The following is a 24,881-nucleotide window of genomic DNA, read 5'->3' as shown; positions in this document are numbered from 1 at the left end:
ACCCCGGAATCAACGGCTCAACAATCGCCCACAACTCGTCCGGCACCAGCCGCAGCGCAAGATCCGACGACATGCCCCCAAATCATGCCGCACACCGGCGGTCGGATCCACGTGAGACACGCTCTAAGTTCGCGTGCTTCAGCTTCGTCCCCGCAAGGTACACATCCCTCAGGTCCGCGCGCTTCAGGTTCGCATGCTCCAGATTCGCGAACCTCAGGTCCGCGCCCCCCAGGTCCGCGTGCCACAGGTGCGCATTCCCCAGATCCGCGCCCTCGAGGTTCGCGCCCCTCAAGTCCGCGCTGCCCAGGTCCGCGCTCCTCAGGTCCGCGTGCTTCAGGTTCGCACCCCTCAAGTCCACGCCCTCCAGGTTCGCGCTCTCCAGATCCACGCCCTCCAGATCCGCGCCCCTCAGGTTCGCGCGCTCCAATCTCGCGTCCCTCAGGTGCGCCTCGCTCAGGTACGCATGCTTCAGGTTCGCGCCCCTCAGGTCCGCGCCCTCCAGGTCCGCACCCTCCAAGACCCCGCCCTCCAAGGCCAAATCGGCTAGGCGAGCGAAGGTCAGATGCAGGTCACTGAGGTCAAGGGTGCGGCGCTCTGGGCGGTGGGGCCGTCGGCCGAGCGCGGTCAACGCGGCCTGGACGTCGGAGTCGGGCCACTCGGGCAAACGAGGACTCCAGGCCAGGCTCGGCCCGTCGTCGCGGCGAACTTTGGGGGCACGGCGGCGGACGAACGCCTCCAAGACCTCCACGACATCGTCGTGGTGGGGACGAGAATCGGCGGCGACGTGGGCCAGGGCGTGGATGCCACCGAGCCGGGCGTCGAGGTCGTTCGAGCTGAGCCGTTCCAGGGCTTTGGTGAATCGGTCGGTGACCTGCCCGCGGCGGCTGAGCCGGTAGGAGCGGGCGGTGTACAGCAGCGACACCGCCACCACCACCGCACCGCCGGCCGACACCACCAGCAGCCGCGCGTTATGCCGGTCCTTGGGATCGCGCTGGTGCATCCAGTCGGGCATCCGCCACAACGCCACCGCGTACACCGCCCCCAGCGCCGCCAGGCCGAGCCCGGCCAGCACCGTCCCTAGACCACGCACGACCGGCCGCGCAAACTCGTACTGCCCCCGCCGGCGAAGCCTCGTCATCCGATCCATAACTGATCAGTCAACGAGTCCGCGCCGCGTCATGGCCACCAGATGGCCACAACGGGGCAAGCACCATCGTTTTTCGACGCTTTCCGATGTGGGGCAGGGCCCTCAGGAAGCGCTCGCCGGAGCGAGGTCGCGGACGAAATGCCACTCGCCCCCTTCAGACGGCTCGATCCACCAGCCCAGCGGTGACGTATGCCCTCCGGTGACATCCGCCATGGTGGCCGACGCCATATCAACCCCAGCCTCAAAAATCGCCCCGGCGAACACGGCGTCCCCGGGGAAGGCCGCCTTGCCGAACATCGAACGGCACGGACGCGAGCGTGGCCGAGGCCTCCTTGACCAGCCCGGTGTCCACGTACTTGTGAAAGGAAACGAGCCGCTTCGGTGTGAGCGGCTATATGGCGAGCCGCTTTGAAGCATCGAGGATGAACGCTGAGACGGCCGCTTCGAAATCCGCCTCAGCGGCCTTGAGGTCTCCCTCGTCGGTCGCGTCGCCGAGGGTGGCTATATGCGCGAATGCAGCGTCGGCAAGCGGCTCTGGCCGACCGGACACCAACAGCAGTCGGAATCGTGCCGCTTCGGCAAGCGCCCCCAGGCGGTCGGCCTCTGAGAGCGCGACGCGATGTTCGTCCGGATCCGACCGCCGGAGTAGTGCGGCCACGACTCCGCGTTTGAGGTCGGTCACCGCTGTGGCGAACGTACTGTAGGCGGCCAGCCGCTCCTGGCGGAGCAGTTCCTCACGTGCGGATGCTTCCATCCGAACAGCGGTCCGCTGCTGGAACAGATAGGTGCTGAAAGACCCCAGCAGAGTCCCGAAGACGGCGATCAAACTCGCATACACAGCGCTCACGGGACGAGTCGACCACAACCAGCGCTCCGGCACACAGGTCTGGAGCCCGCACCCCGGGCTCAGGACGGTTCCTCTGTGCCAGGGAGATCATCGAACGTGTGGCGGTCCGCGTCGCGCTCGATGGCCCTGCCACGACCGTCGAGGGCCACGGCATCGAACCGCCACGGCTGCGCCTCCGAGGGCCAGGGCAGGAGATCCAGGAAGTAGCCGTTGGGTTGCACGGCGACCTCGTGACTGTGGCCGTCCTCGAACTCGAGACGAACCGCCACCGCTCCGGGCCTGAATATGTGCCCGGCCACGAACCAGCGGCCGCGGCGCAGAGTCTCGTCGATCACGATGAGCATGGGGGGCACGCCGGGCGGCCGGCCCTCGGCGCTGTCGCCTTGGGTGCTTCCCTGCTCATCTCCGCCGTCGGCCGGGAGCTGACGTAGGTAGATGAAGGTCCCGCCGGCCTCGTTGGGAGCTTCCCACCATTCGATGACCTCTCCGTCGGGTGTCCGAAGTCGTGCCATCATGGCGGCCTGGTCGACGATGACCCGGAACATCGGTGACGTGCGATCCAACTCGTCCCGAACGAGTCCATCGCGGAATTTGCGGACGACGCCGGCGGGAATCCGGTCTGCGGGTTCTGACGTGGTCATGACGCCGAGCCTGGCCCCACTCCGTCGCCGACAACATCGGGAAGATCCCTGATACGACCCTGAAATCACCGACAAACCCACACCGCCCGGCGGGTGTGCGCTGTTCCCCCTGGTGGTCACCAGAGGGGTGAGCGGGAGTCCTTGGGCCTCCCCAGCTCGGATCCGAGCCTCGATCTGCTGCTTGGTCTCGCCGGCGGTGAGCCCTGCCCGGACGCCCTGGGCGATGGCCAGGTCGCTGACCCGCCGCTCCGGTCAGCCACGCCTCGGCCAGTTCCCGCGCCAGCGCGGTGGCGCGCTCGCCGACGGCCGCGCGACGACATGTCGCCCAACGCGGTCGCCGACCGCACCGCCGCCACCGAGGCCGCCGGCCGCCGGCCGCCGGCCGTGCGAGTATTGCGGCCGGCTGATCCCGCGCCGGGCGCGCCACACCGCCCGGTTATGCAGCGACGTGCACCGCAGCGCCAACGCCAAGGACGCCCGGCGCCGCGAGACCGCCGAGCTCGGCCCGGTCCGCACCCTGCGCGGCGAGACCCCGCGGCTGGTCCCGATGGTGGCCGCGCTCGCCGAGCACGCCGGCACTCTGAAGGAACTGCTGGACGGCGCGGTCGCCGACGCCCACGCCGACGCCGAGACCGCGCACGCCGAAACGCAGGCCGCGCGCCGCGCCACCCTCGCCGAGACCCGTGCCGACGAAGCCCGGGACGAGGCGCGCACCGCGCGCGGCGGCCACGATGAGAAGGTCGCCGCCGCGCGCCGCGCTGCCGCCGAAGCGGACCAGGCGCGCAAGGAGACCGGCCGCGCCGAGCAGGCCCGGCTGACCGCCGAGGACAACACCGCGACGGCCGAGCGCCGCGAGCAGCACGCAAGGGAGGCATACGCGGACGCCAAGGCCGCCCACGACGAGGTCACCGGCCGACTCACCGACGCCGAGCAGCAGAACGCGGTCCTGCGCGAGGCCCTGCAGGGCCGGGGACATGACACACCATGAGGAGCGGTGCGCTTGCCGAAAACTCCATCCATGCTGGTCAGGCGAGGCCACCGACGGGCAAGCCACAAGATCATCAATAACCCTGTCGGCTCGTTGTCGACTCGGCGCAGGTGAGAGGCGGCCTTGTCCGGCGGTCCACTCCATCGACACGAACCACGGGCAACTGACGCTGCAGCGGCCTCCGCCACCGAATATGATCTTGTTCGTCGTTGAGCACCTCCAACCTTGCGGGCAGCAGCAGGGGGAGCCAATTGGGGAGCCACCGTAGGCCGACTCTCCTGGATCCACCGCGACTCCCCTAGGGTGCTTTCGCAGGTGAGAGGCTCCCCGATCGTCTTCCATCGACTTGATCGACTGTTCTTTTGTGCCAGCATCTAAAGAAGCTCATCGACTTCGAACGCGCGACCGGCCGGCGCTACCAGATCCATAGCGATCGACACACTGAGAGCTACAAGCTGACGCCGAAGGGTTCCTCACCTTCCTCAGCGTTGGCTATTCGGCGTTGCTCAGCAGCTCGGCGATGGCGTCCACGGCGGTCTCAGCATCGGGACCCTCGGCACGGACGGTGACGGCGCTCCCTGCGGTGGCCCCCAGCGCGATCACGGCCAGGATTCCGCTCGCGCGTGCGGTGCGGCCCGCGTGTTCGAGGGTGATGGCGGACTGGAGGCGGGCCGCGGCCTTCGCGAGCTGCCCGGCGGGCCGTGCGTGCAGGTTGGCGGGGAGGGTCACGGTGACCTCGGCCGCCTGTGCGGCGTGGGCAGGGGGCTCAGAATTTGTGCGCAAGACGGGCCTCCTGGGCTGCGGTGATGACGGTGGTGAGGTCGGCGCCGCCGACGGCGGTGACGGCGGCACTGAGGGCTCCCTCGACGAAGGGCGCGTCGACCATGACGACGGTGGGGTCCGGGTGGTCCTCCAGGACCGTGCGTGTGGTGAGCACCGAGCTGCCGAGGTCCGGGAGCACGGCGACACCGGCCCCCTGGTCGACTTTGGCGATGGCTTCCCGAATCAGCGCGTAGCTGGTCCCGATCCGGCCGTCCTCGGTCCCGCCCGCGACGGCGATGGGCACGCCGCCGCCGCTGATCTGGCCCAGCAGGTCGGCGAGCCCGGCGGCCAGCAGGGGGCTGTGCGACACGAGCACGATTCCGACGAAGTTCTTCACGATCGGGAGTCTATATAGCTGAACACAAGTCAGCAATACCGAACACTCCGATCCCATCACCTTGCCCCCTCGCACTCGCACAGCGCCTGAAAGTACAGCGATAAGAGGACTTGACACGTTCACCTCGATCGACCTACCTTCCGAACATCGTTCATCGATTGTGAACTGCGTTACACTCGTTCGAGGAGGTGGGGCGCTCAGGCGGTTCGCCGCCGGGCGGGATCCATGGCAGAGAACAATCTGATCCAGAAGCTGTTGGCCGAGGGCCTCGGCACCGCGATGCTGGTGTTCATCGGAGTTGGTTCGGTTCCGGCCACGCGCATGGTCGGCGGCAGCGCGCCGTTCACGATGGCGGAGCTGGGCATGATCTCGCTCGCCTTCGCCACGGCCGTCATCGCGGCGGTCTACACGATCGGCCACATCTCTGGTTGCCAGATCAACCCCGCGATCACTCTGGCCCTGGCCGCCACCGGGAAGATGCCGTGGCGCGAGGTGCCCGGCTACATCGCGACCCAGGTGGCCGGGGCCTGCGCCGGAGCGGCGGCGATCATCGGAGTGCTGGGGCATAAGGCCGTCGACGTCGGCTTGGGCATCGCCGCCTACCAGCCGGGCGTGGGCGCGGGGCAGGCCTTCACGGCCGAGGCCGTCGGCACGTTCCTGCTCGCGCTGGTCGTGTTCGGGGCGATCGACCGTCGCGCCCCGGGCGGATTCGCCGGGCTGGCGATCGGCCTGGCCGTGTTCGCGATCATCATCCCGGTCGCCCCGGCTACCGGCGCCTCGATCAACCCGGCCCGTACGCTCGGCCCGATGCTGGTCGGCCAGGTCGCGGATGCCGGCGTGCACTGGGGCCAGCTTCCCGTCTACCTGGGCGCCGAGATCTGCGGGGCAGTCCTCGCCGGCGTCGTCTACACCTTCGCCCTCCACAGGGGCACGGCGGCCCGCAGCGCCGAGACCGTCGAGCCGGCCCACGCCGAGGAGGCCATGGCGTGAAGAAGTTCATCAACTCCCCCGACACCGTACTGACCGATGCGCTGGCCGGAGTGGCCGCCGCGCACCCCTCGCTCACGGTCGACCCGGTCGGCCGGGTCATCACCCGCGCCGCGCGAGCCCGCCCCGGCAAGGTGGCTCTGATCTCCGGCGGCGGATCCGGGCACGAGCCGCTGCACGGCGGGTTCGTCGGCACCGGGATGCTGGACGCCGCCTGCCCCGGAGAGGTCTTCACCTCCCCCGTGCCCGACCAGATGACGACCGCCGCCAAGGCGGTCGACAGCGGGGCCGGAGTGGTCTTCGTCGTGAAGAACTACACCGGCGACGTCATGAACTTCCAGCTCGCCGCCGAACTGGCCGCCGACGAGGGGATCAACGTCGCCACCATCCTGGTCGATGACGACGTCGCGGTCCAGGATTCCACCTGGACCGCCGGTCGCCGCGGCACCGGCGCCACCCTCCTCGTGGAGAAGATCGCCGGAGCGCTCGCCGAGAAGGGCGGGGACCTGGCGGCCGTCTCCGATCTCGGCACCCGGGTCAACGCCGCGTCTCGCTCCTTCGCCGTCGCGCTCACCGCGTGCACGACCCCGGCGGCCGGCAAGCCCGGTTTCGACCTGCCCGAGGACGAGATCGAGGTCGGTGTCGGGATACACGGGGAGCCCGGCCGCAGCCGGGAGAAGATCCGCCCCGCCGCGGAGCTCGCAGCGACGATGGTCGAGGCCGTCTGGAGCGACATGCCGCTTCCGCGCGGTGCGGAGACCATCGTCATGCTCAACGGTCTGGGCGCCACCCCGCTGATCGAGCTCTACCTGCTCTTCGGCGACGTCGCCGCCCGGTTGGCCGAGCGCGGGGTGACCATCGCCCGTAGCTTGGTCGGGAACTACATCACCAGCCTCGACATGGCCGGTGCGTCCCTGACCGTGTGCCACGCCGACCAGCAGATGCTCGACCTGTGGGACTCGCCCGTCGACACCCCGGCCCTGCGCTGGGGATGCTGACGAAGATACACCCGCGGAAGCACAGCCCCACGGTTCACACCTGACGGAGCACGGCAGCGCGCGGTACGGCGGGACGTACCGCGCGGGTCCGCCCACCCCATCGAACCGACGACCGCTAGGAATGCCGCTATGGACATGGACACCGACGCCGCCCTGACATGGGTGCGGGGCATCGCCTCCGCCGTACGCCGTGACGCCGACCAGCTCACCCAGCTCGACTCCGCGATCGGGGACGCCGACCACGGCGTCAACATGCAGCGCGGCTTCACCGCCGTCGAGACCGCTCTGGACGGCGCCGACCTTCCCACGGTGGGCGCGATCCTCGTCAAGACCGGCACCACGCTGGTATCGACCGTCGGAGGTGCGGCCGGTCCCCTGTACGGGTCGGCGTTCCGTGCCGCCGGCAAGCAACTCGCCGGGCCCGCCGCCACCGCCGAACAGCTCCTCGCGGCACTGCGTGCGGGCCTGGAAGCGGTCCAGAAGCTCGGCGCGGCCCAGCCCGCCGACAAGACGATGATCGATGCCTACAGCCCAGGGGTGGACGCCTTCGAGAAGGCACTGCGCGGCGGCGGTGACCTCACCGACGCCGCCCGTGCGGCCTGGACCGCGGCCGAGGAGGGCATGCGCGCCACCATCCCCATGATCGCTCGCAAGGGCCGCGCCTCCTACCTCGGCCCACGGAGCCAGGGCCACCAGGATCCCGGCGCCACCTCCACCGTTCTGATATTCCGGGCCTTGGCCGAGGCGGTGACGCGATGACCCTGGTGGCGTCGGACGGCACCGCTCTTGGTTTCGCCTACCGTACGGACCGGCCCAAGCCGGACGCCATGCCGGGACGCGGCAGCGGCGACGGCGAAGGCCCGCAACGGGTGGTCGCCGCCTTCGACGCCGTCGCCGAACGACTGGCCGCCCTCGCGGCGAAGCTGCATGCGCGCGGCAGACCCGAGGAAGCCGACCTGATGGAGGTCAGCAGCCTCATCGCCCGCGACCTCGATCTGCGCGGAGCGGCGATCCGCAATGCCGAGCGGGGCGAGCCGGTGAGCGTCGCGATCAGCCGGGCCGTCGGCCACTACGCCGACACCATCGCCGAACTGGACGATCCGACCCTCGCCGACCGTGCCGCCGACGTGCGGCAGATCGGCAAACGTGCCCTGGCGTGGCTCAACGGCGACGTGGGCGCCCCGCCCGACGGCCCGCTGGTCCTGATCGCGGAAGAGATCGGCACAGCCGACCTGCTGGAGTCCACCGCACCGGTCGTGGCCGCGCTGTCGGTCCGCGGCGGACCCAACTCCCATGCCGCGATCGTGGCCCGCTCGCTCTCCATCCCGCTGCTGACCGGGATCGACCTCGCCCTGCTGGACCTGGACGACGGCATCGAGGTGCTGGTCGACGGTGAGCGCGGCCTGGTCCGGCCCAACCCGGCGAGCATGGAACGAGAGGCCGCGCTGGCCAAAATGGCCGACATGCGGAGTCTCCGCAACAGTTATCGAAGAGAACGGAATCTGCCCTGCCGGACGCTCGACGGACACGAGGTCGGGCTGCGCGCCAACGTGGCGACGCCCGCCGATGCGCGGGCCGGTCTGGAGGCCGGGGCGGACGGTGTCGGACTCCTCAGGACGGAGCTGCCTTTCCTGGAGTCCACCCGATGGCCGACCGAGCTGCGGCACAGCACGATGCTCACCCCGATCCTGCGGGAGCTCACGGGCAGGCCCGTCACCGTACGGACTCTGGACTTCGCCGACGACAAGCTCCCGCCGTTCCTCGCCGCCGGGCGGCAGGGAGAGCGGCTCGGCCGAGGGCTGCCGCTCATGCTCGCCGAGCCTGCCGCCTTCGCCGACCAGTTCCGTGCGATTCTCTCTGCCGCACCGGTCGGCACCGATCTTCGCATCATGATCCCCATGGTCGCCTCCACCGGTGAGCTGCGGGCCTGCCGGAAGCTCCTGAACTCCGCCGCCGAGGCCCTCGGGATCGAGCCGCCGCCGCTCGGAGTCATGATCGAGCTCGTCGAGGCCGTCGAGCGGGCCGGCGAGCTGGCCGCGGAGTCCGCTTTCCTGTCCATCGGGAGCAACGACTTGACCTGCCAGGTCCTCGAGCTCGACCGCCGTGACCCCGCGGCCGCGCCCGAGATGGCCGCGCATCCCTTCGTGCTGGCCGCGATCGCCCGTACGGTGGAGGCCGCCCACCGTCACCGGCGGCAGGTCTCGGTGTGCGGGGACGCCGCCGCGCATCCGACCGTGATCCCGCTCCTGGTGGGTCTGGGTATCGACGTGCTGTCGGTCGCGCCCGCCCGCGTCGACGAGGTCCGCTACCGGATTCGGCGGCTGCGGCGTGACGAGTGCACTCGACTCGCGGCCGAGGCGCTCGAATGCCACACGGTCCAGCAGGTGGGGCAGCTCGTATGGGCAAGGAACCAAACGATAGGCTCGATTTCGGAAGGCCATTCAGCAATGCCGAACGGAGCGGGTTTGTGATCCAGTCGGTACAGCGTGCTGTCCAGATCCTGCGGGAGCTCGCGCGATCGGGGCGGCTGGGCGTGACCGAGCTGGCCGAGCGGATCGAGGTGGCCAAGCCGACGGCCCACTCGATGCTGCGGACCCTGGAGTCGGAGGGCCTGGTGGTCCAGGACCACGAGTCCAGCAAATACGCCCTCGGTCCCGGCCTCGTCTATCTGGGCAACGCCTACCTGGACGGCCACGAGCTGCGCACCCGCTCGTTGACCTGGGCCGACGGGCTCGCGACCCGGGTCAAGGAAGCGGTATGGGTCGGGGTCCGCGCAGGTGATCATGTCCTGGTCGTCCACCACGTGTTCCGCCCTGAGGGAGCGGTCCAGATCCTCGAGGTCGGCGCGACCATCCCGTGGAACACCTGCGCCCTGGGCAAGGCGATCGTGGCTTTCGGCCCCGAGCCCGTAGAGGCGGACCTGCTGAACGGGAAGCTGGCCGTCCTGACCGGGGCGAGCCTGACGGATCCGGTGACTCTCGGCGAGCAGCTCGCGGATGTTCGGCGCACCGGGTACGCCATCGAGGATCAGGAGTGCGCTCTGGGCGACGCGGGCATCGCCGCCCCGGTCCTTGACCGGTCGGGTGAGGTCGCGGGTGCCATCGGCGTCGTGGGGGCGGTCGAACGCCTCCTGGCCAAGGGCACGCGGGAGGCCATCGCCGTCGCCGTGCGAGAGACCGCCCGCAATCTTTCCCGCGACCTCGGTGCCGGCCGGGGCTACACTCGCCGGGCCGCGGGCTAGGCCTGACTGACCTGCCCGGATGGAGCAGTTCGTCACACAACGATCCTGGACGCCCTCGCCCCGTCTCCGCAGGCGCCCTCTTGAACCGACTATCCGGCATGGCATTACAATGATCAAAATCAGCACCCTCTCTGTCGAGGAGTAGAAGGTGGGCGAACGGCCTCAGGCCGTCAGAGGCTTCGATCCAGATGTGCCCAGCATCGCGCGAATGTACGACTACTACCTCGGCGGGAAGGACAACTACGAGGCGGATCGGCGCCGCGCCGAGGAAGCGATCGAAGCCGACCCGACGCTGCTGACCACCATCAATGGGAACAGGTCGTTCCTCCAGCGCGCGGTGCGCTACATGGCGTCGCAGGGCATCGACCAGTTCCTCGACATCGGCACGGGTCTGCCCACGCAGCAGAACGTCCACCAGATCGCTCAGGCGGTCAATCCCCGCGCCCGGGTCGTCTATGTGGATTACGACAAGCAGGTCGTCGCCCACGGGCGGGCGCTGCTCGCCGGCTCGGACACCACCAGGATGATCCATGCCGATGTGCGCGAGCCGCGGGACGTCCTGGAGCACCCGGAGATCAAGCTTCTGGACTTCGACCGGCCCGTGGGGCTCCTGCTGGTGGCAGTCCTTCATTTCATCTCCGACGAGGACGATCCGCCCGGCATCATGGCCGAACTGCGTGCCGCCCTGCCGTCGGGCAGCCACCTGGCGCTCACCCATGCCTCGGCCGACGGCATCCCCGACGTCGTCGCCAGGGTCGTCGAGGTGTACAGGCAGACCTCGGCGCCGGGGACGCCGCGCACCCACGCCCAGGTGACCGGCCTGTTCGGCGACTTCGAACTGGCCGAACCGGGCCTGGTCTGGGCCCCGCTGTGGCGTCCCGAACACCCGGTGAGCGCCGAGGAGGCCAAGCGGACCTGGTTCTACGGAGGAATCGGCCGCAAGAACTGACAACCGGCGGCGCAGGGACCGACCATTTGGTGGTCGAGCGATCATCGGTCTGGGAGGACGTCATGCGGGCGACGACGGTCGGGGTGGTCCTGGAGAACGCGGCCACCAGGGATAAGGCGTTCTTGCACAATGGCGATGAGACCACGACCTTCGCGGCCTTCGATGAGCTGACCGACCGTGTCGCGACCGGGCTGCTGGCGCGCGGGGTCGCGCATGGCGACCGCATCGCGCTGCTGGGCTTGAACACGCCGCAGTGGCTGGCCGTCTTCTTCGCCGCGGCCCGGATCGGCGCCATCGTCGTCCCGCTGAACGTTCGCTACCGCGAAAGTGAACTGTCGTACATGCTCGGTCAGAGCGGCGCCCGCACCGTTATCAGCGTGGACACCGCGGGCGGCTTCGACTTCGCCGCCTTCTTCGAAGGTTTCCGGGAACAGGCGCCCGGGGTGACCGACCATGTCTTCTTCGGCGACGGATTCGCGGGCAGCGGCACCTTCGACGAACTGACGGCGGCGCCGCCCGCCCCGTCCGCACTGGCCGATGCACGCAGGAGCGTGACCCCCGACGACCCCCTGATGATCCTCTACACATCGGGAACGACCGGGCGCCCCAAAGGCGCGGTCATCACCCACCGCAGCATCCTGGCCTCGGCGTCGGCGCAAGCCGCCCACTTCGGGACCGACGACGCCGATGTGCTGCTCGGGCACCTGCCCTTCAACCATGTCGGCGGCCTGACCTGCACCATCATGGCCGCGCTGGTCAGCGGCGCCGCGGTGGCGCTGCTACCCGCGTTCAGCCCGGACGGGGCGCTGCGCGCCATCGAGCGGCACCGGGTCACGTTCCTGAGCGCGGTGCCGACGATGTTCGTGCTGATGCTCGGCCACGAGACCTTCGCCTCCCGCGACCTGTCCTCGGTGCGGACCTGCGTGGCGGGCGGATCGAACGTGGAGCCCGCGTTGGTCGAGGCGATTCGGCGTGGCTTCCCTCAGGCTTCGCTGCATGGGCTTTACGGCCTGTCGGAGTCGTCGGGCGCCTGCGTGCTCTCACCTTTGGACGACCCTCCGGAGACGGTCTCGCGCACGCTCGGCAGGGTGATCGGGGATTTCGAGGCCCGGGTGACCGGACCGGATGGGGCGGCCCTCCCGCCCGGGGAGACCGGCGAGCTCCACATCCGCGGGGCCTGCGTGGCCGCCGGGTACTGGGACATGCCGGAGGAGACGGCCGAGGTGTTCCACCGCGACGGCTGGCTGGCCACCGGCGACGTGGTCAGGATGGAGCCGGACGGACACCTGGTCCTGTGCGGCCGCAAGAAGGAGATGTACCTCCAGGGCGGATTCAACGTCTATCCCGTGGAGATCGAGAACCTGCTGACCGCGCACCCCAAGGTCGCGCTGGCCGCCGGGATCGGAGTGCCCGACGAGGTCCTCGGCGAGGTCGGACGGTTCTACGTGGTGCCGCGGCAGGACGGCGAGCCGCCCACCGCCGAAGAGCTCACCGCCTACTGCAGGGATCGGCTGGCCGGCTACAAGGTGCCCCGCCAGTTCGTCATCACCACCGAAGTGCCGCTGACCCCGGTCGGCAAGATCCACAAGTCCCTGCTCAAGGAGCGCTACCTCGCTGGAGAGCGCCGGACCCCGTCACCGCGCCGCGCCTGAAGGGCCCGCGCCCGCGGTCAGCAGGGGATCGGGCCCTCCTCGCCGAAGAAGCCGCCGTCTGGCCGTCCGCGTTGACGAGCACGCCGTCCTTGCGCAGCTCGTTCGCGTACCGCACGGTCAGCGCGTTCAGCGCGCTCTTGGACGGCGAGCACGCCGCCGACGGCAGCAGCGACGCCATCGGGCCGGCCGGGTCACTGAAGATCGTCAACGAGGCGGCGTGGCTGCAGACGTTGACGACGCGTGGCTCCGGCTACCGCCGCAGCAGCGACAGCACGGCGTTGGTCACCGCGATCACCCGAACACGTTTGCACGGAAACATGCGGCCGGGCCACCGTCCCCCGGCGGCAACGGAGAACCGGGCCATCCTGCACGGCACGCGCGAACGCGCGAGGCCTGCTCCGTGTACCTGTCGAGGCGGCCGTGGTGGCCATCGAGGCGTCCACGACCGGCGCGGTTCTGCTCCTGCTGGCCCAACCGGAACAGGCGCGGCACGCCCAGCTGATCCAGCCACTGCGCGACATCGTGCTCGACGCCCTGACAGAGCAAGCGACACCCCTGCGCCGACGACCGCTCCCCCATCGCCGACCGTGCACAGTCACTAACTCGGGATCATCATCCCCGCCGGCAACGCCGACCCCGTGACCGCCGCAGGCTTCAACGTCTTCGAAGCCGTGTCCCTGCCGAGAACCTCGTCCGCGCAGGTCAAGCAGCATGTTCGTACTCGTTGAGAATCCCTCCCGGCCGTTGCCTTCTTCGGATGTTCAGGTCGCGATCTGGTTCGGTTCAATGATCGCTGAAGGCAGCGGCTGTAGCGGGCGTGCGTTGGTGATGCCCTGGTGAGGCCGATGCTGGTTGTAGAAGGTCTCGAACTCGCGGAGGGCGTGGAGCAGGTGACGCTGGTTCCAGATCAGTGTCCGGTCGAGCAGTTCACGGCGGCAGGTCTGCACCCACCGCTCCATCACCGCGTTCATCCTTGGCATCCGCACCCCGGTCAGCACCACCCGGATACCGGCATCGGCCAGGACCACGTCGAGCAGCTCAGGGAACTTGGCGTCCCGGTCACGGATCAAGAACCGTGCCCGGCAGCCGGCATCCTCCAGATCCATGACCAGGTTCCGCACCGCTTGGGTCGCCCACGCTGCGGTCGGGTGGGCGGTGGCGCCCAGAACCCGGATGCGGCGGGTGTGGTGCTCGATGACCGCCAGCACGTACATGCGGAGCTCGGCGTCCTTGTCCCGATCGGTCATCGGAAGCAGACGCAGCACCGCGAACGCGTTCGCGGCGGTCAAGTAGGCAAGTGGCAACAGCACAGCCGCACATCATCCCGCGACGACCGCCTCGCCGCGGCCCATCCCTGCGACTAATCAAGCCCTACGCCAGAGCCCACTCTCTGCACGTCCCACCTGCACGGACGTAGTTTCCGGCAGGCACAAGGCCGCGTCCGCGGCCGGCCAGGCCCACGCCGGGCGATGCGGATCTGATCCATCAGCGGGATGAAACGCGGTGAATCACTGTGCTGGCCGGGGCTGAGGATCCGGGCGATCGGCCGGCACCGGCGGTCGGCTCCCCATGTGGATCTTCGTGCTCAACCCGCCACGAGAACGCCCCAGCGCCTCACCACCCGGACCGGCATCGGGATTCTTGTCATTAGCCTGTGGCGCATCAGCGGCCGGGACATGGCGAGCGCCGGCCGCGTGCTGGTGGGCGCGGAAGATGGTCGAATCAGCGCTGACCGTCCATTCCTCGGCCTCGGCCTCATCGGCCCCAGCTCGCAAGCCGATCGACGATCTCTTCCCACGTCCCGTCCAGTGACCAGCGGCGATGCCGGTCATAGGCCATCTTCCAGTTCCCGTACTGAGCGGCAGGTCCCGCCAGGTACAGCCCGCCCGGCTCCGGAACATCACCCCGTTGATCATGGTGCGGTGATCGTTCCATCGGTGTCCCTGCCGCGGATGCGCGGGCGGAAGCGGGGCCAGCAGCTCCCACTCGGCATCAGTCAGATCATGGCGCTTCAGGCACGCATCAACATCCACCCGGCCGGTCTACAGAACCCAAAGATCAAGATCTACGGGACACTCCCTAGCCGTGCAGGTGCAGGGCGTGCGACAGCATGGCGTCGGCGGTGACGCCGGCGCCGCCGATGGTCTTGCCGCGGCTGCGGGCCGATTCGTGGCTTTCCAGGGTGCGGTCGCGGATGTACTCGGTTCCCTGCCCGCCAGGGCGGCCAGCACGGTGAACAGATCCCCGACGGGTCGTGCGAGCCCTGCAATTCGCCGGCTAGAGGAACTCCAGCCCGATGCCCGAAGCCTTCGGCTGCTCGGCCAGCGCGGCCAGTTCGATGGCGCGGCCGAGCCGCTTGTGCTCGTGCACCACGAGGGTGACCGCGACCCCGGAGGCCCGCATCTCTCGGGCCAGGGCGACGGCCTTGTCGAGCGCGGGCCACGTCCTGGCGCGGGTGGAGACCTTCTCGAAGAAGATCCGCGTGACGCCCGCGTCCTTGAGCAAGTCGAGCTGGGTGTCCAGGCACTGGCGGACGGTGGAGGCGCGGGCATACCCGATCCGCGCGTGCGCGGACGGCTCGACGGCGGCCGCCGGGCGGGGGCCTGCGCTTTGGGATCAGAACTCTTCGGGGAGTGGCAGCAGCCGGTGCATGGCCTGTTTGAGGAAGGCGCGGAAGTCTTCCAGGTCTGAGGCGGTGCGGTGCAGGCCCTGGGGATGTCCGGGGTGCTGCTCGGGGTCGCTGTGGATGATGCCACCAGACAGGAAGCCCTCTATCAACCACCTGATTGCCGTGAGGATGTAGTCGATGTCCAGATCCTCCGGTGCCGCATCACGCAGGAGGTTGGCGTACCAGCTGTACCCGGGCAGGAGGGCTTGCCCTTCTACGTCCCCCAGATCGCTGGCATCCCCGATCCTGTGCTGCAGCCACAGCTTCAACATCAGTGGGTTGTCGGCGTAGGCGTCCAGAGTGATGTCAATGGTTCGGGCGAGACCTTGCCTGGTCGGTGGGTCGAGGACGGCCGGAATCTTCGCCAGGCGATCCCGCACCAACTGCCGGGCGCGGCCTATGACCGCTGTGTACAGCTCTGTCTTGGTGCCCACCTTGGCGGTCAGGGCGTCCGGGGTGATCCCGCTCGACTCGGCGATCATCGTCATCGAGGTGCTGTCGAAACCAAGCCCGGCGAACAGCCTGGTGGCCACGTCGAGAATTCGGGCGTCTTCCAGATCCTCACCCCTCATGTTTCCAGCATAAGAGCACGGTCCGCGCAGTTGAATCCCGCCCCCGACCAGCGCCGTTCCGGCTCTCCTGGAGGTGTCACCGGAATACGGCAGATCTGCGGGTCGTAGATGTCATCGCAGTCCCGGCAGGTCCAGCCGTCGGCGTAGACGTTGCTGCCGCCATCGGCGCTGACGGTCAGATAGACGGTCTGGCGGTCACCTACGCCGTCGCTGCCGAGGAACGTTGATCATGCGTGACGTCGGCGCTGTCACGAGGAGGGGCCGGGGGGAGGTAGTTACAGGTCAGCGCACCCGTGACGCAGGGGTGTCATGACGCGCGCGTGACACGTGCCCGTGACACCTGCGTGACAAGATCATCGCGGGCGCGCGTTCGCTCCCACACGCAGCCGCACCTGCGCGACCCGAAAGCGTCGCGTCATGACGGCGAGGCAGCCCCGCGAGTGCGGGACGCCCCGAGTGCCGGGCGAGCGGGTGGAGCGTCAGGCGGGAACGAGCGCGCCGTCGTCGAGCGGCGCCAGGTCGACGATCATCCAGGTCTTGTTGCCGCCGGCCCGCGGCTCCTTCAGCACCCCGCTCGCGGTCAGCTCCTTGAGCACGTTGTACGTCCACGTCCAGCCGTGACCCGTCTTCTCACCTGCGTCAACATCGCCAGAGGCCCCCCGAGCGTCATGGCCACAGTCGTCTGTCCTTCCTGGTGCGATCATCCAGCCCCTGGGCGGCACTGTCAGTCGCGATTAGCTTCGAGGACCAGAACGCGGTCGAGGAACTCGCGGCGGGCTTCGGGGCCCACGGAGCCGTCGGTGAGGGCCATGGTGATGGTCCGTTCGGCGACCCGGCGGGGGATGCCGAGCGCCCGGTCGGCCTCGCCGATGATCTCCTCAATCGTGTGACCGGCTGTGCCGGGTTCGTGGCGGACGAGCCAGTCGAGCATCCTGGCGACGGGCAGCGCGATCCCGAAGTACCGGTAGTTCTCGTCGCCGGGGTCGCTGGTGGCGTGGTGGAACTGCTTGCCGATGGCGAACTCGTGCAACATCGCCTGTCGGACAGTGTCGGCCAGGTCCGGCACTGGGACGATCGAGCGCAGGCCGCCGGCGACGTCCCAGTCAGGCCATCGCGGGAGCGGCGGCGTTGCTCGGCCCATTCCTCGGCGACCGGCCGGAGCCAGGCGCTGCGGCCGTTCAGAGTCGCCTGGGGCTGCGGGACGTCGTTCTCCTCCCAGGAGATATAGGCGCGCAGGGTCGAGGCGGCGATCTCGGCGATCTCGGCGACGCCGACCAGCTAGTCACCCTTGAGCTCGGGGGCGGCGAGGGTCACCACGGCGGCCACCCGGTCCTTCGGGCTGCGCTCGGACGCCCACCGCGCGAGCTGGTCGATCCACCATCCTTGCGCCGGCGGCGTCTCGGCGTCCAGGTCGCCGATCTCCAGCACCCGGGCCTTGTCGGCGTCTCCGCCCTTGTGCCTGCCGAAAACCACGTCCGTGCAGGTGAGAGGCATAAGAGGGTGGCGGGCTCCGATGCGGGGCTTGGTCAGTTCCAGAGCAGGCAACGGCACGGCGTTCGGCGCGAGATGCTGAACGGTCGTCCTCTTTCGGCTGGCCTACCTGACCGTGGCGAACACGTTCGGTGCTGCGCCTGCTCCCGAAGATCGATCGGGAGAAGGACACTGAAATCTTGGTGCTGCGGCATCAGATCGCCGTGCTGGAGCGCCAGATTGCGGGATAGCTGTAAGTCGCTGGAGACCGTGCCCCTCACCCGCGCCCGCAGTTACGTGCTCACGGTCATCGATCACACCCGCCACATCTGGGTTCTTGGCGTTACCGCTCATCTGACCGCAGCTCGGGTGTCGCAGGCGGCCCGGAACCCGGTCATGGACTTTCGGGACGCCGGCTGCCGGGCACGGTTCCTGATCCGCGACCGCGACCGCGAGTTTCCTGACCTGGTCGACGCCGTCCGGGCCGATGCCAGCGTCCGGGTGGTGCTGACCGGGGTGCAGATGCCGAGGATGCGCGGTCATGGAGCGGTGGGTGCAGACCTGCCGCCGTGAGCTCCTCGACCGCACGTTGATCTGGAACCAACGGCACCTGCTCCACACGCTCCGTGAGTTCGAGACCTTCTACAACGAGCATCGCCCTCACCAGGGCATCGCCACCGCGCGCCCCTTGAAGCCGCCGCCTTTAGCGATCACCGACCCGAACCAGATCGCCCACCTGAGCATCCGAAGAAGGCAACGTCGGGGCGGGATCCACAACGAGTACGAGAATGCTGCCTGACCTGCGCGGACGGAGATTTCGGCAAGCGCAAGGTCACGGATCTCCCAGGAATGCTCATAAACGGTCTTGGGCCGAGACAGATTGTCCGACGCACACCACCGATCAAAAAAGTCACCGACCGTCACTTCACCGCGGAACCACCGGTACCGGGCGACCTGCTCATCCACCAGGACATCAACTGGCATGCCCAGGAACGTAGAATCCCACCAATCACGCTGGGCCCGCCGTCACCGAACCGTCGTCAACCCGGCCGGGCTACCGCCACAACCCGGTCCGATCCTCCTCGCGGGCCAACAGATCGGACGGCGGCCAACAAGGCGGTGTTCAGCCGTCCTACACGAAGCCCAGACGAACACGGCATCCTTCGCTCTCCGGGGATTCGGCGCAGGCCGGTCGCGCGCCGGTCGCCAGCCCTGCGCGGACGGCGGCCCGTGGATGATGCGGTGGATGGTGGAGTGGCTGACGCGGTATTCGGTGCCGAGGTCGGCGCGGCTGGTGCTGATGGCGAGGAGTCGCGGCATGCCCCACGACGAGCAGGGCGCTGGGCGGTTCAGTCCGCTGGGATGGGGTCGCCTCGACGGCGGGCCAGGGCCTGGCCGGCGGGAAACTCGTCCGCCATCGTGCGCAGCAGGTGAAGGGTCTCCTGGAGCGACTGGCCGGCGACAAGGTCCTCAAGGACACCGTGCATGTGGTTCTCGGCGGTCACCACCCGGCGCTCCAGCCGCCGTCCCTGCGGAGTGAGGGTCAGCGTGACATACCTGCGGTCGTCTGGGTCGATGGTCCGCTCGACGAGCTCCTGCCCTACGAGCCGGTCCACCAGGCGGCTGGGGCTGGCGGTGGTCTCGCAGACCAGCAGGTGACCGAGGGCCGACAGGGTGAGCGGCTGGTGGTCGTGCAGCACCCGCAACACCTCGGCTTGAGACGGGGTCAGCCCGAGCGGCCGCAACTGCGCGGCCAGGATCCGGTTACCCTCCCGCTGGAGGGCAAGGATCAGATACCGCAGCTCTTCCACCGGTCTCACGGTCAAACCCCTCTCCCACCGCAACCTTCCAAGTGCCCAGGTTACACGACACGTATGTTGCGACACCTATTTCCGTGAAACCTCTTGCCAAAGCTGGATGTCGTGTCATCTAATGTCGTGTAACGCAATCACAGGGAGGCAGCGTGAACACCTTCGACCCCATCACCGGAGTGTCGGTCATCAGCACCGGCACCGTCACGATCCGGCCCGAGCATGTCGGCCCCACCCACAAGAACACCTACCTGTGGCTGGCCACCTCCCGCCGCTGGACGTCCCCGCGGCCCATCAACGTCTACGTCGTCGAGCACCGCGAAGGCATCGTGCTGTTCGACACCGGTCAGGACCGCGCCTCGGTCACCGATTCCGGCTACTTCCCCGGCGGAGTCAACGGCCTGGTCTACTCGCGGCTCGCCAAGTTCGACGTCGGCCCTGACGAGACGCTGGCCGCCGGGCTGCGCGGGCTCGGACTCGCCATCGAGGACGTCGGTACCGCCGTCATCTCCCATCTCCACCAGGACCACATCGGGGGCCTCCCACTGCTCGGCCGTTCTGAGATCATCGTCAGCCGCCCGGAGTGGGACTCACTGCACCGACCGCTACCCGAGGCCCGCGGCCTGCTGACCGACCACATCAACCTGCCCGGCCTGCGCTGGAAGCGCGTCGCGATGGAGGACCTGGCCGACCCCGCGCTCGCCCCCTTCCGCAGCGGACACGACCTGTTCGGCGACGGCAGCTTGGTCCTGCTGCCCACCCCAGGCCACACGCCAGGCTCGATCTCGATGCTCGTGCGGCGCCCGGGCCGCCCGCCGCTGCTCATGGTCGGCGACCTCACCTACGACGACGGACTCCTGGCCGAAGGCAAGCTCCCCGGCGTCGGCAGCAAGCGGCAGATGCGCGCGGCGACACAGATGGTCAACCAGCTCCGCACACGGCTCCCCGGGCTGGTCGTCCTGCCCGCGCACGACCCCGCCGCTGGCCGGCGGCTGACCGCCGCCCTTGCCCCCCGCCCTGGACATCAACTCCCCACGCCCCAGGCAGGAGACGGTCATGAGCTTTGAGATCTCACTCGACATCCGCCGTCCGGCCGCCGCGGTGTTCGCCTACGTCGCCGACTTCCGCACCATGCCCCGCTGGTACGGGGCGGTCGAGCGCGTCACCGCCACGACCGCCGCCACGACCGGGAAGGCCGCACGATTCCACATGGTCCGCTCACTGCCGGGCGGCCCGGCCCACAACGACGTCGAGGTGACCGCCTACACCTCCGGCGAAGAGGTCGCGTTCTCCTCGACCAGCGGACCAACGCCGTTCCGCTACGACTACCGGATCGAACCGATACCCGACGGCACCCGGCTGACCCTCACCGGACAGATCAGTGGAGCAGGCCTACCCGGCCCCGCCGCACACCTCGGCGGCATCGCCGAGCGCCTCTTCGAACGGGGAATGAAGAAGAACCTGCACGTCCTCAAGCAACTACTCGAATCCTCCTAAGATAACCATGCCCGCCCCTGTAGCCGGCCGACCCGCGAGGAAAGGCTGACGCCTGTCAGTCCTGGTCTGCGGTGTCGGCGGCTTGGACCAGATGCTCGGCTTGGCAGGCGGCGCGCCGCCCGTGCCGGCCGTGGGCCCACGAGGCGACCGACTCCACCGCCGTCATGGGCTCCCGCACTCCAGACAGTGCTGCCCCAGCTCTCCTTGGGCCTCTGCAGGCAGTCGGGCGCACGCTGTTACCGGCCTGAGCTGCAGTGTTGGTGGTAGCGGAGTCTTCTCCGGCGACGCTTCGCGGGCGTCGGCCCCTACCTCGGTAGGCCCTGGGTAGAGGGGGCCGGTAGGGGCTCTGACCTCGACGGTAGGCGCTACCGCCGAGGTCTGTTAATGCTCGCTATCGACCCCGCCGACGGCGGCCTCGGGCACCGGCAGGCCTGGGAAGCGGGCGCGGCCTGCCAGTGCCCGAGGTTGCCACCCCTACATCACACACCGGAGATTGCCCATGATCGTCAACCCGAAAGAAGCCGATCCGCTGCCCGACATTGCGGAGGCCCGTCAGGCGCGCTCTGACGAGCCTGCCGGAACTCCAGATAACGATCAAGAAATCGGCCTTGTCCCTTGGTTGCGTCCACGGAGGTGGTGTTCGAGTTCCCGCTGGTGAAGAGCATGGCGTCGTGACGTGAGACGGCCACCGCGTAGATCCTTCGAGATGGATGATCAAGAAGAAGGAGAACGGGATGTCCGTGGACGACAGTGACCCTTTTTCATCCTGGGGCGGGATGGGGTGATCACACCATGATCGCGAGTTGACGGAACGCCCGCAGATGCAGAGAGGCCCCTGCTGAGACGGGTTGATCACCACACCATCTCAGCAGGGGCTTCTCTGCATGCTGTTCTACCGTGCCGCTGTGGATTTGTCGCGTCCGACGCTGAACTACGTGGCGGGAATCGTCCGTCGCCATCGCGGAGCGATCAGGTCTCGGTGGCGGCTGCCGAACCCCGGCCAGCAGTCGCTGCTGGTGCTGGTGCACCTGCGCAAGGGTGAGACGTTCGCCGAGGCCGCTGCGGGTTTCGGGGTGTCGGTGGCCACCGCCTGGCGCTACGTCGAGGAGATCGTCGCGCTGCTGTCGGCACGTTCCCCCAAGCTGCGGGCCGCGTTGCGCAAGGTCGACACCGACGGGCTGACGCACCTGGTCCTGAACGGCACGCTGATCCACACCGACCGGATGAAGGCCGACCACCCCCACTTCTCCGGCAAGCATCGGGTGCACGGGATGAACGTGCAGGTGATCGCCGGTCCGGACGGGACGGTCCTGTGGACCTTGGGGGCGATGCCCGGCAAGATCCACGATCTGACCGCCACCCGTGTGTGGGGCATCCTGCGCGCACTGCACAAGATGAGGCCGATGCTCGTTGTAGAAGATCTCGAACTTACGAAGGGCATGGAGCGGATGCCGCTGGTTCCAGATCAGAGTCCGTTCGAGCAATTCACGGCGGCAGGTCTGCACTCACCGTTCCATCACCGAGGTCATCCTCGGCATCCGCACTCCGGTGGGCACCACCCGGATGCCGGCATCGACCAGGGCCGCGTCGAACAACTCGGGGAACTTGCCGCCGCGGTCACGGATCAGGAACCATGCCCGGCAACTGGCGTCCTCCAGGCCAATAACCAGGTTCCGGGCCGCCTGCATCAGCCACGAGGCGGTCGGATGGGCGGTGGCGCCCAGGACGCGGATCCGGCGGCTGTGGTGTTCGATGACCGCTAGCGCGTACATGCGGGCGCCGGTGAGGGTCACGGTCTCCATGAAGTGCAGCAACGCCATCGCAAGCGCCCGGTCCCCGCAGCGAACCGCATCCTCTTCCCCAGCCGGCGCTCCGGCACGGCGACCTGATGCCGCAGCACCAAGATCTCAGCGTCCTCGTCCCGATCGGTCATCGGACGCAGACTCTGCACCGCGAACGCATTCGTCACCGTCAAGTAGGCCAGTCGCAGCAGCACAACCGCTCATCATCTCGCGACGACCGCCTCACCGCGGCCTGTCCCTGCGACCGCCAGAGCCCGCTCCCTGCACTTCCCACCTGCACGGACGTGGTCGTCGGCAGACATAGGGGCAGCCGGATCCGCACCCAGGATCTCGATGCGGCCCGGGCATGGCCGGAGACGATCTAGTTCAGATCGTAGTACCGCATGACGGCGGCGAGCCCGGCACCTGGCGCAAGGCCGGAACGCCACCACCGCCGGTTCCGCGAGGGTCTGTGGCGAACTCGGCGACCAGCTCGAAGCGACCGCCTGCTTGTGATCCGGCTTTGAGTCGCCCCCCGGTGCGTTCGGCCAAGCCGGTCAGTCCCGATCCGCCGGGACCTGATTTCGGAATTGCGGTCGGGGGCTCGGCGGCTCCGTCATTGACGACGCGCAGTCGGACCGTCGGGCCTGCAGGGTTGATCGTGATGAGACAGGTGCGGGCGGTGCTGTGTCGTACGACATTGGTGACCGCCTCACGCAGCACCGCGGCGATCGCGGTGTCCACCTCGGGTGGCAGGGGGCCGGTCTGGACGGTGACGGCGGCTCGTATGCCGGCGGCCTCCAGGACGGCGTACGCCGCGGTCAACTCCTGGCCAAGGGACAGCCCCACGGTGGCGTGGGCCACCGAGTCCAGTTCGGCCAGTGCACGTTCGACCAGTCCGGGCAGCGCGGCCAGTTCGGCGCGGGCGCGGGCGGGGTCGGTCTCCAGCAGCCGCTCGCACAGTTCTCCCCTGAGCGCCACTGCCGAAAGGCTGAAGGACAGCAGATCGTGCAGGTCACGCGAGATACGGGTGCGCTCGCGGGTGAGGGCCTCGCGGGCCAGGTCCCGCTGGGCCTGGTGCAGCAGCACCACGAGATTCGACAGCCGGATCAGACCGTAGGAAACCCATGTGAGGATGGCCATCGATACCAGATACGCCGCCATCCCCTCGAGGTTGGGCAGCGGCGGCGGGTAGAAGAAGAAGGTGACGTACAGCGCCACCGCCGCACCAGTGATCAACAAGGAGCGCGGTGGCCGCATGCGGGTGAGCACAAGGCCGAGAAGGAAGGGCCACATGTTGCTGATGCCGCTGAGCTCCCAGAGCAGCCAGCCGAACGGCATGGCGGGGACTCCCAGCAGCAGCCCGAGGAGGACCATCTGCTTTCTTGACGGCTTCATCAACAGCAGGACCGCTCCGGCCGCGCACACCAACGGCACCGTCAGGAGCAGCGTCCATGGCCGGTGGTAGACCATCACCGACCCGGTCAGCTGGAGAGACGCGTCACAGATGTACAACGCGGCGAGGGTGAGGCGCGCCACCTTCGGCGATTCGATCGGCGTCGGCAGAGAGGGCGAGACGCGGTAGTCGGCGGCCGTCGCGCGGATGTCGGCCAGCACCTGCCGGACGGTGTCGATGGCCTCGCCGAGCCGGTCCCGCACGACCTTCCGCTCGGCGTCGACGGCTTGCGCGAGCTGCTCCAAGAGGGCCCGCAAGCGCGCGCCGACGACCGTGCCCAGTTCTCCGCCGAGCCGCAGCCGTTCCTGTAGCAGCTCCAACCGCGCCAGATCCCCCTGTGCCGCATTCAGCCTGGCCACCATCACCGACAGGGCGTACAGCCCGAAGATGATCAGGCCGTCGTTGGCGGTCTTCTGCGTCCTGGTGATCGCCAACAGTGCGTCGTCGCCGGCCCACATTCCGGCCACGTCCGTGGTGACCAGCACGAGCCCGAACAGAGGCCAGGCCACCCGCGCTCGGAAGGAGCACAGCGCCGCGACCGCCAGCGGCCACGGCAGCCAGTCCCAGTGCATCCCCGCGACGGCGAACGGCACCGTGTACAGCAGCACGAGGGCCACCAGCAGGCCGCCTCGGACCCGGCGGCGACGCGGCCCGGCCAGCAGCGCCACCAGCGGCGGGTAGGGAGCCATGGTGACGAGCGCGACCGACCATGCCAGCCCCTGCTCCCGCGCGGCCAGCAGTCGGTTGGCCATGATCAAACCGAGTGCGGTCCACATCATCAACCGCACCAACCGCATCTGCGAATCCCCAACGTCGTTCGACCCGTCGTCCACCGGATCGTCCTCCACCGCCGCAGAAGCCGAGATCCCCAGCACCCGTCTCTCCCATGCCGCTGGCATCACAAAATGTGATCAAGACCGACGTTAGTGGCGGCAGCCCACCACCACCACCTGCGGTTCGCCGCCGCTCCTTCCCTGGCTCGAAGCTCTTCAAGGGCCACCCGGCGCCGTCTTCCTC

At 68.7% G+C, this 24,881-nt stretch carries 26 protein-coding genes and 2 pseudogenes; 13 read left to right on the top strand and 15 right to left on the bottom strand.

Translation table 11 applies throughout. The annotated features are described in order from the left end of the window. Positions 1-82: 82 nt before the first annotated feature. From J4557_RS39350 to J4557_RS39335, 4 genes are all read right to left on the bottom strand, one after another. On the bottom strand, positions 83-1,138 hold the full coding sequence (locus tag J4557_RS39350; protein ID WP_208271905.1) for a pentapeptide repeat-containing protein: 1,056 nt from the start codon (positions 1,136-1,138) through the stop codon (positions 83-85). A 111-nt stretch (positions 1,139-1,249) separates the two neighbouring features. After that, complete coding sequence (locus tag J4557_RS39345; protein WP_208271904.1) at positions 1,250-1,444, bottom strand: hypothetical protein; 195 nt, start codon at positions 1,442-1,444, stop codon at positions 1,250-1,252. 94 nt (positions 1,445-1,538) lie between these two features. After that, entirely contained in the window at positions 1,539-1,994 is a 456-nt protein-coding gene (gene kilB / locus J4557_RS39340) for a plasmid transfer protein KilB (RefSeq protein ID WP_208271903.1), read from the bottom strand. 59 nt (positions 1,995-2,053) lie between these two features. Then, complete coding sequence (locus tag J4557_RS39335; RefSeq protein WP_208271902.1) at positions 2,054-2,635, bottom strand: hypothetical protein; 582 nt, start codon at positions 2,633-2,635, stop codon at positions 2,054-2,056. 448 nt (positions 2,636-3,083) lie between these two features. Here J4557_RS39335 and J4557_RS39330 point away from each other — a divergent pair, with 448 nt between their 5' ends. Continuing rightward, on the top strand, positions 3,084-3,623 hold the full coding sequence (locus J4557_RS39330; RefSeq protein WP_208271901.1) for a hypothetical protein: 540 nt from the start codon (positions 3,084-3,086) through the stop codon (positions 3,621-3,623). Positions 3,624-4,115: 492 nt separating this feature from the next. Here J4557_RS39330 and J4557_RS39325 read toward each other — a convergent pair whose 3' ends face one another. Beyond that, positions 4,116-4,406, bottom strand: a complete 291-nt coding sequence (locus J4557_RS39325; protein ID WP_208271900.1) for an HPr family phosphocarrier protein — start codon at positions 4,404-4,406, stop codon at positions 4,116-4,118. Further along, positions 4,390-4,782, bottom strand: a complete 393-nt coding sequence (gene dhaM, locus J4557_RS39320) for a dihydroxyacetone kinase phosphoryl donor subunit DhaM (protein WP_307800466.1) — start codon at positions 4,780-4,782, stop codon at positions 4,390-4,392. The genes J4557_RS39325 and dhaM overlap by 17 nt, the downstream gene beginning before the upstream one ends. A 225-nt stretch (positions 4,783-5,007) precedes the next feature. On the opposite strand from dhaM, the gene J4557_RS39315 reads away from it, so the two are divergent. From J4557_RS39315 to J4557_RS39285, 7 genes are all read left to right on the top strand, one after another. Further along, entirely contained in the window at positions 5,008-5,772 is a 765-nt protein-coding gene (locus J4557_RS39315; RefSeq protein WP_208271899.1) for an MIP/aquaporin family protein, read from the top strand. Beyond that, on the top strand, positions 5,769-6,767 hold the full coding sequence (gene dhaK, locus J4557_RS39310; protein ID WP_208271898.1) for a dihydroxyacetone kinase subunit DhaK: 999 nt from the start codon (positions 5,769-5,771) through the stop codon (positions 6,765-6,767). Before J4557_RS39315 ends, dhaK begins: the two co-directional genes overlap by 4 nt. A 129-nt stretch (positions 6,768-6,896) precedes the next feature. After that, positions 6,897-7,526 carry a dihydroxyacetone kinase subunit DhaL gene (gene dhaL / locus J4557_RS39305; protein WP_243777049.1) on the top strand — a complete coding sequence of 210 codons (630 nt, stop codon included), beginning with the start codon at positions 6,897-6,899 and terminating at the stop codon, positions 7,524-7,526. After that, positions 7,523-9,238: a putative PEP-binding protein gene (locus tag J4557_RS39300; RefSeq protein WP_208271897.1), complete on the top strand. Its 1,716-nt coding sequence runs from the start codon at positions 7,523-7,525 to the stop codon at positions 9,236-9,238. The genes dhaL and J4557_RS39300 overlap by 4 nt, the downstream gene beginning before the upstream one ends. Beyond that, complete coding sequence (locus J4557_RS39295; RefSeq protein WP_208271896.1) at positions 9,235-10,008, top strand: IclR family transcriptional regulator; 774 nt, start codon at positions 9,235-9,237, stop codon at positions 10,006-10,008. Before J4557_RS39300 ends, J4557_RS39295 begins: the two co-directional genes overlap by 4 nt. Positions 10,009-10,156: 148 nt before the next feature. After that, positions 10,157-10,957, top strand: coding sequence for an SAM-dependent methyltransferase (locus tag J4557_RS39290; RefSeq protein WP_307800464.1), 801 nt, complete (start codon positions 10,157-10,159; stop codon positions 10,955-10,957). Positions 10,958-11,019: 62 nt separating this feature from the next. Further along, complete coding sequence (locus tag J4557_RS39285; protein WP_208271895.1) at positions 11,020-12,609, top strand: class I adenylate-forming enzyme family protein; 1,590 nt, start codon at positions 11,020-11,022, stop codon at positions 12,607-12,609. 761 nt (positions 12,610-13,370) lie between these two features. On the opposite strand, the gene J4557_RS39280 is transcribed toward J4557_RS39285, so the two are convergent. The 6 genes from J4557_RS39280 to J4557_RS39255 form a co-directional block, all read right to left on the bottom strand. After that, complete coding sequence (locus J4557_RS39280) at positions 13,371-13,919, bottom strand: integrase core domain-containing protein (RefSeq protein WP_208271894.1); 549 nt, start codon at positions 13,917-13,919, stop codon at positions 13,371-13,373. Positions 13,920-14,117: 198 nt separating this feature from the next. Beyond that, the gene (locus J4557_RS52300; RefSeq protein WP_208271893.1) at positions 14,118-14,642 is read right to left on the bottom strand and encodes a transposase; all 525 of its coding nucleotides are present in this window, start codon (positions 14,640-14,642) and stop codon (positions 14,118-14,120) included. A 244-nt stretch (positions 14,643-14,886) separates the two neighbouring features. After that, complete coding sequence (locus J4557_RS39270) at positions 14,887-15,168, bottom strand: recombinase family protein (RefSeq protein WP_208271915.1); 282 nt, start codon at positions 15,166-15,168, stop codon at positions 14,887-14,889. Positions 15,169-15,225: 57 nt separating this feature from the next. Then, the gene (locus J4557_RS39265; RefSeq protein WP_208271892.1) at positions 15,226-15,849 is read right to left on the bottom strand and encodes a TetR/AcrR family transcriptional regulator; all 624 of its coding nucleotides are present in this window, start codon (positions 15,847-15,849) and stop codon (positions 15,226-15,228) included. A gap of 724 nt (positions 15,850-16,573) precedes the next feature. Beyond that, positions 16,574-16,882 carry a hypothetical protein gene (locus J4557_RS39260; RefSeq protein WP_208271891.1) on the bottom strand — a complete coding sequence of 103 codons (309 nt, stop codon included), beginning with the start codon at positions 16,880-16,882 and terminating at the stop codon, positions 16,574-16,576. Positions 16,883-17,127: 245 nt separating this feature from the next. Further along, positions 17,128-17,322, bottom strand: coding sequence for a hypothetical protein (locus J4557_RS39255; protein WP_208271890.1), 195 nt, complete (start codon positions 17,320-17,322; stop codon positions 17,128-17,130). A gap of 267 nt (positions 17,323-17,589) precedes the next feature. Here J4557_RS39255 and J4557_RS39250 point away from each other — a divergent pair, with 267 nt between their 5' ends. Further along, on the top strand, positions 17,590-17,892 hold the full coding sequence (locus tag J4557_RS39250; protein ID WP_208271889.1) for a hypothetical protein: 303 nt from the start codon (positions 17,590-17,592) through the stop codon (positions 17,890-17,892). Beyond that, positions 17,861-17,941, top strand: a pseudogene (locus tag J4557_RS52295) (hypothetical protein); the annotation flags it as partial. The gene J4557_RS39250 and the pseudogene J4557_RS52295, both read left to right, overlap by 32 nt. A gap of 38 nt (positions 17,942-17,979) precedes the next feature. Here J4557_RS52295 and J4557_RS50220 read toward each other — a convergent pair. Further along, a complete protein-coding gene (locus tag J4557_RS50220; RefSeq protein WP_243777046.1) occupies positions 17,980-18,303 on the bottom strand; it encodes a hypothetical protein in 324 nt (107 codons plus the stop codon). Between the two features lie 365 nt (positions 18,304-18,668). Then, positions 18,669-19,130, bottom strand: a complete 462-nt coding sequence (locus tag J4557_RS39240; RefSeq protein ID WP_208271887.1) for a MarR family winged helix-turn-helix transcriptional regulator — start codon at positions 19,128-19,130, stop codon at positions 18,669-18,671. Positions 19,131-19,282: 152 nt separating this feature from the next. Here J4557_RS39240 and J4557_RS39235 point away from each other — a divergent pair, with 152 nt between their 5' ends. The 3 genes and pseudogenes from J4557_RS39235 to J4557_RS50215 all read left to right on the top strand — a co-directional run. Then, a complete protein-coding gene (locus J4557_RS39235) occupies positions 19,283-20,197 on the top strand; it encodes an N-acyl homoserine lactonase family protein (protein WP_208271886.1) in 915 nt (304 codons plus the stop codon). Continuing rightward, positions 20,187-20,627: an SRPBCC family protein gene (locus J4557_RS39230; protein ID WP_208271885.1), complete on the top strand. Its 441-nt coding sequence runs from the start codon at positions 20,187-20,189 to the stop codon at positions 20,625-20,627. The genes J4557_RS39235 and J4557_RS39230 overlap by 11 nt, the downstream gene beginning before the upstream one ends. A gap of 884 nt (positions 20,628-21,511) precedes the next feature. Further along, positions 21,512-22,015: pseudogene (locus J4557_RS50215) on the top strand (transposase family protein); the annotation flags it as partial. A gap of 780 nt (positions 22,016-22,795) precedes the next feature. Here the strand turns inward: J4557_RS50215 and J4557_RS39220 are convergent. Beyond that, positions 22,796-24,739 (bottom strand): sensor histidine kinase, encoded by a 1,944-nt coding sequence (locus J4557_RS39220; protein WP_208271883.1) that lies wholly within the window; start codon positions 24,737-24,739, stop codon positions 22,796-22,798. Positions 24,740-24,881 lie beyond the last annotated feature (142 nt).

Source organism: Actinomadura nitritigenes (genome assembly GCF_017573545.1).
GTDB classification, from domain to species: domain Bacteria; phylum Actinomycetota; class Actinomycetes; order Streptosporangiales; family Streptosporangiaceae; genus Spirillospora; species Spirillospora nitritigenes.
Note: the sequence above shows the minus strand (reverse complement) of the source record. Positions and strands in the feature narration are given on the sequence as shown.

What these genes read in the sequence shown, in the direction of transcription:
- J4557_RS39350 (WP_208271905.1), bottom strand. Translation starts at nt 1,138, where the DNA reads ATGACGAGGCTTCGCCGGCGGGGGCAGTACGAGTTTGCGCGGCCGGTC.
- J4557_RS39300 (WP_208271897.1), top strand. Translation starts at nt 7,523, where the DNA reads ATGACCCTGGTGGCGTCGGACGGCACCGCTCTTGGTTTCGCCTACCGT.
- J4557_RS39260 (WP_208271891.1), bottom strand. Translation starts at nt 16,882, where the DNA reads ATGTTGCACGAGTTCGCCATCGGCAAGCAGTTCCACCACGCCACCAGC.
- J4557_RS50220 (WP_243777046.1), bottom strand. Translation starts at nt 18,303, where the DNA reads ATGCCAGTTGATGTCCTGGTGGATGAGCAGGTCGCCCGGTACCGGTGG.
- dhaL (WP_243777049.1), top strand. Translation starts at nt 6,897, where the DNA reads ATGGACATGGACACCGACGCCGCCCTGACATGGGTGCGGGGCATCGCC.
- J4557_RS39335 (WP_208271902.1), bottom strand. Translation starts at nt 2,635, where the DNA reads ATGACCACGTCAGAACCCGCAGACCGGATTCCCGCCGGCGTCGTCCGC.
- J4557_RS39285 (WP_208271895.1), top strand. Translation starts at nt 11,020, where the DNA reads ATGCGGGCGACGACGGTCGGGGTGGTCCTGGAGAACGCGGCCACCAGG.
- J4557_RS39230 (WP_208271885.1), top strand. Translation starts at nt 20,187, where the DNA reads ATGAGCTTTGAGATCTCACTCGACATCCGCCGTCCGGCCGCCGCGGTG.
- J4557_RS39345 (WP_208271904.1), bottom strand. Translation starts at nt 1,444, where the DNA reads ATGTTCGGCAAGGCGGCCTTCCCCGGGGACGCCGTGTTCGCCGGGGCG.
- J4557_RS39315 (WP_208271899.1), top strand. Translation starts at nt 5,008, where the DNA reads ATGGCAGAGAACAATCTGATCCAGAAGCTGTTGGCCGAGGGCCTCGGC.
- J4557_RS39265 (WP_208271892.1), bottom strand. Translation starts at nt 15,849, where the DNA reads ATGAGGGGTGAGGATCTGGAAGACGCCCGAATTCTCGACGTGGCCACC.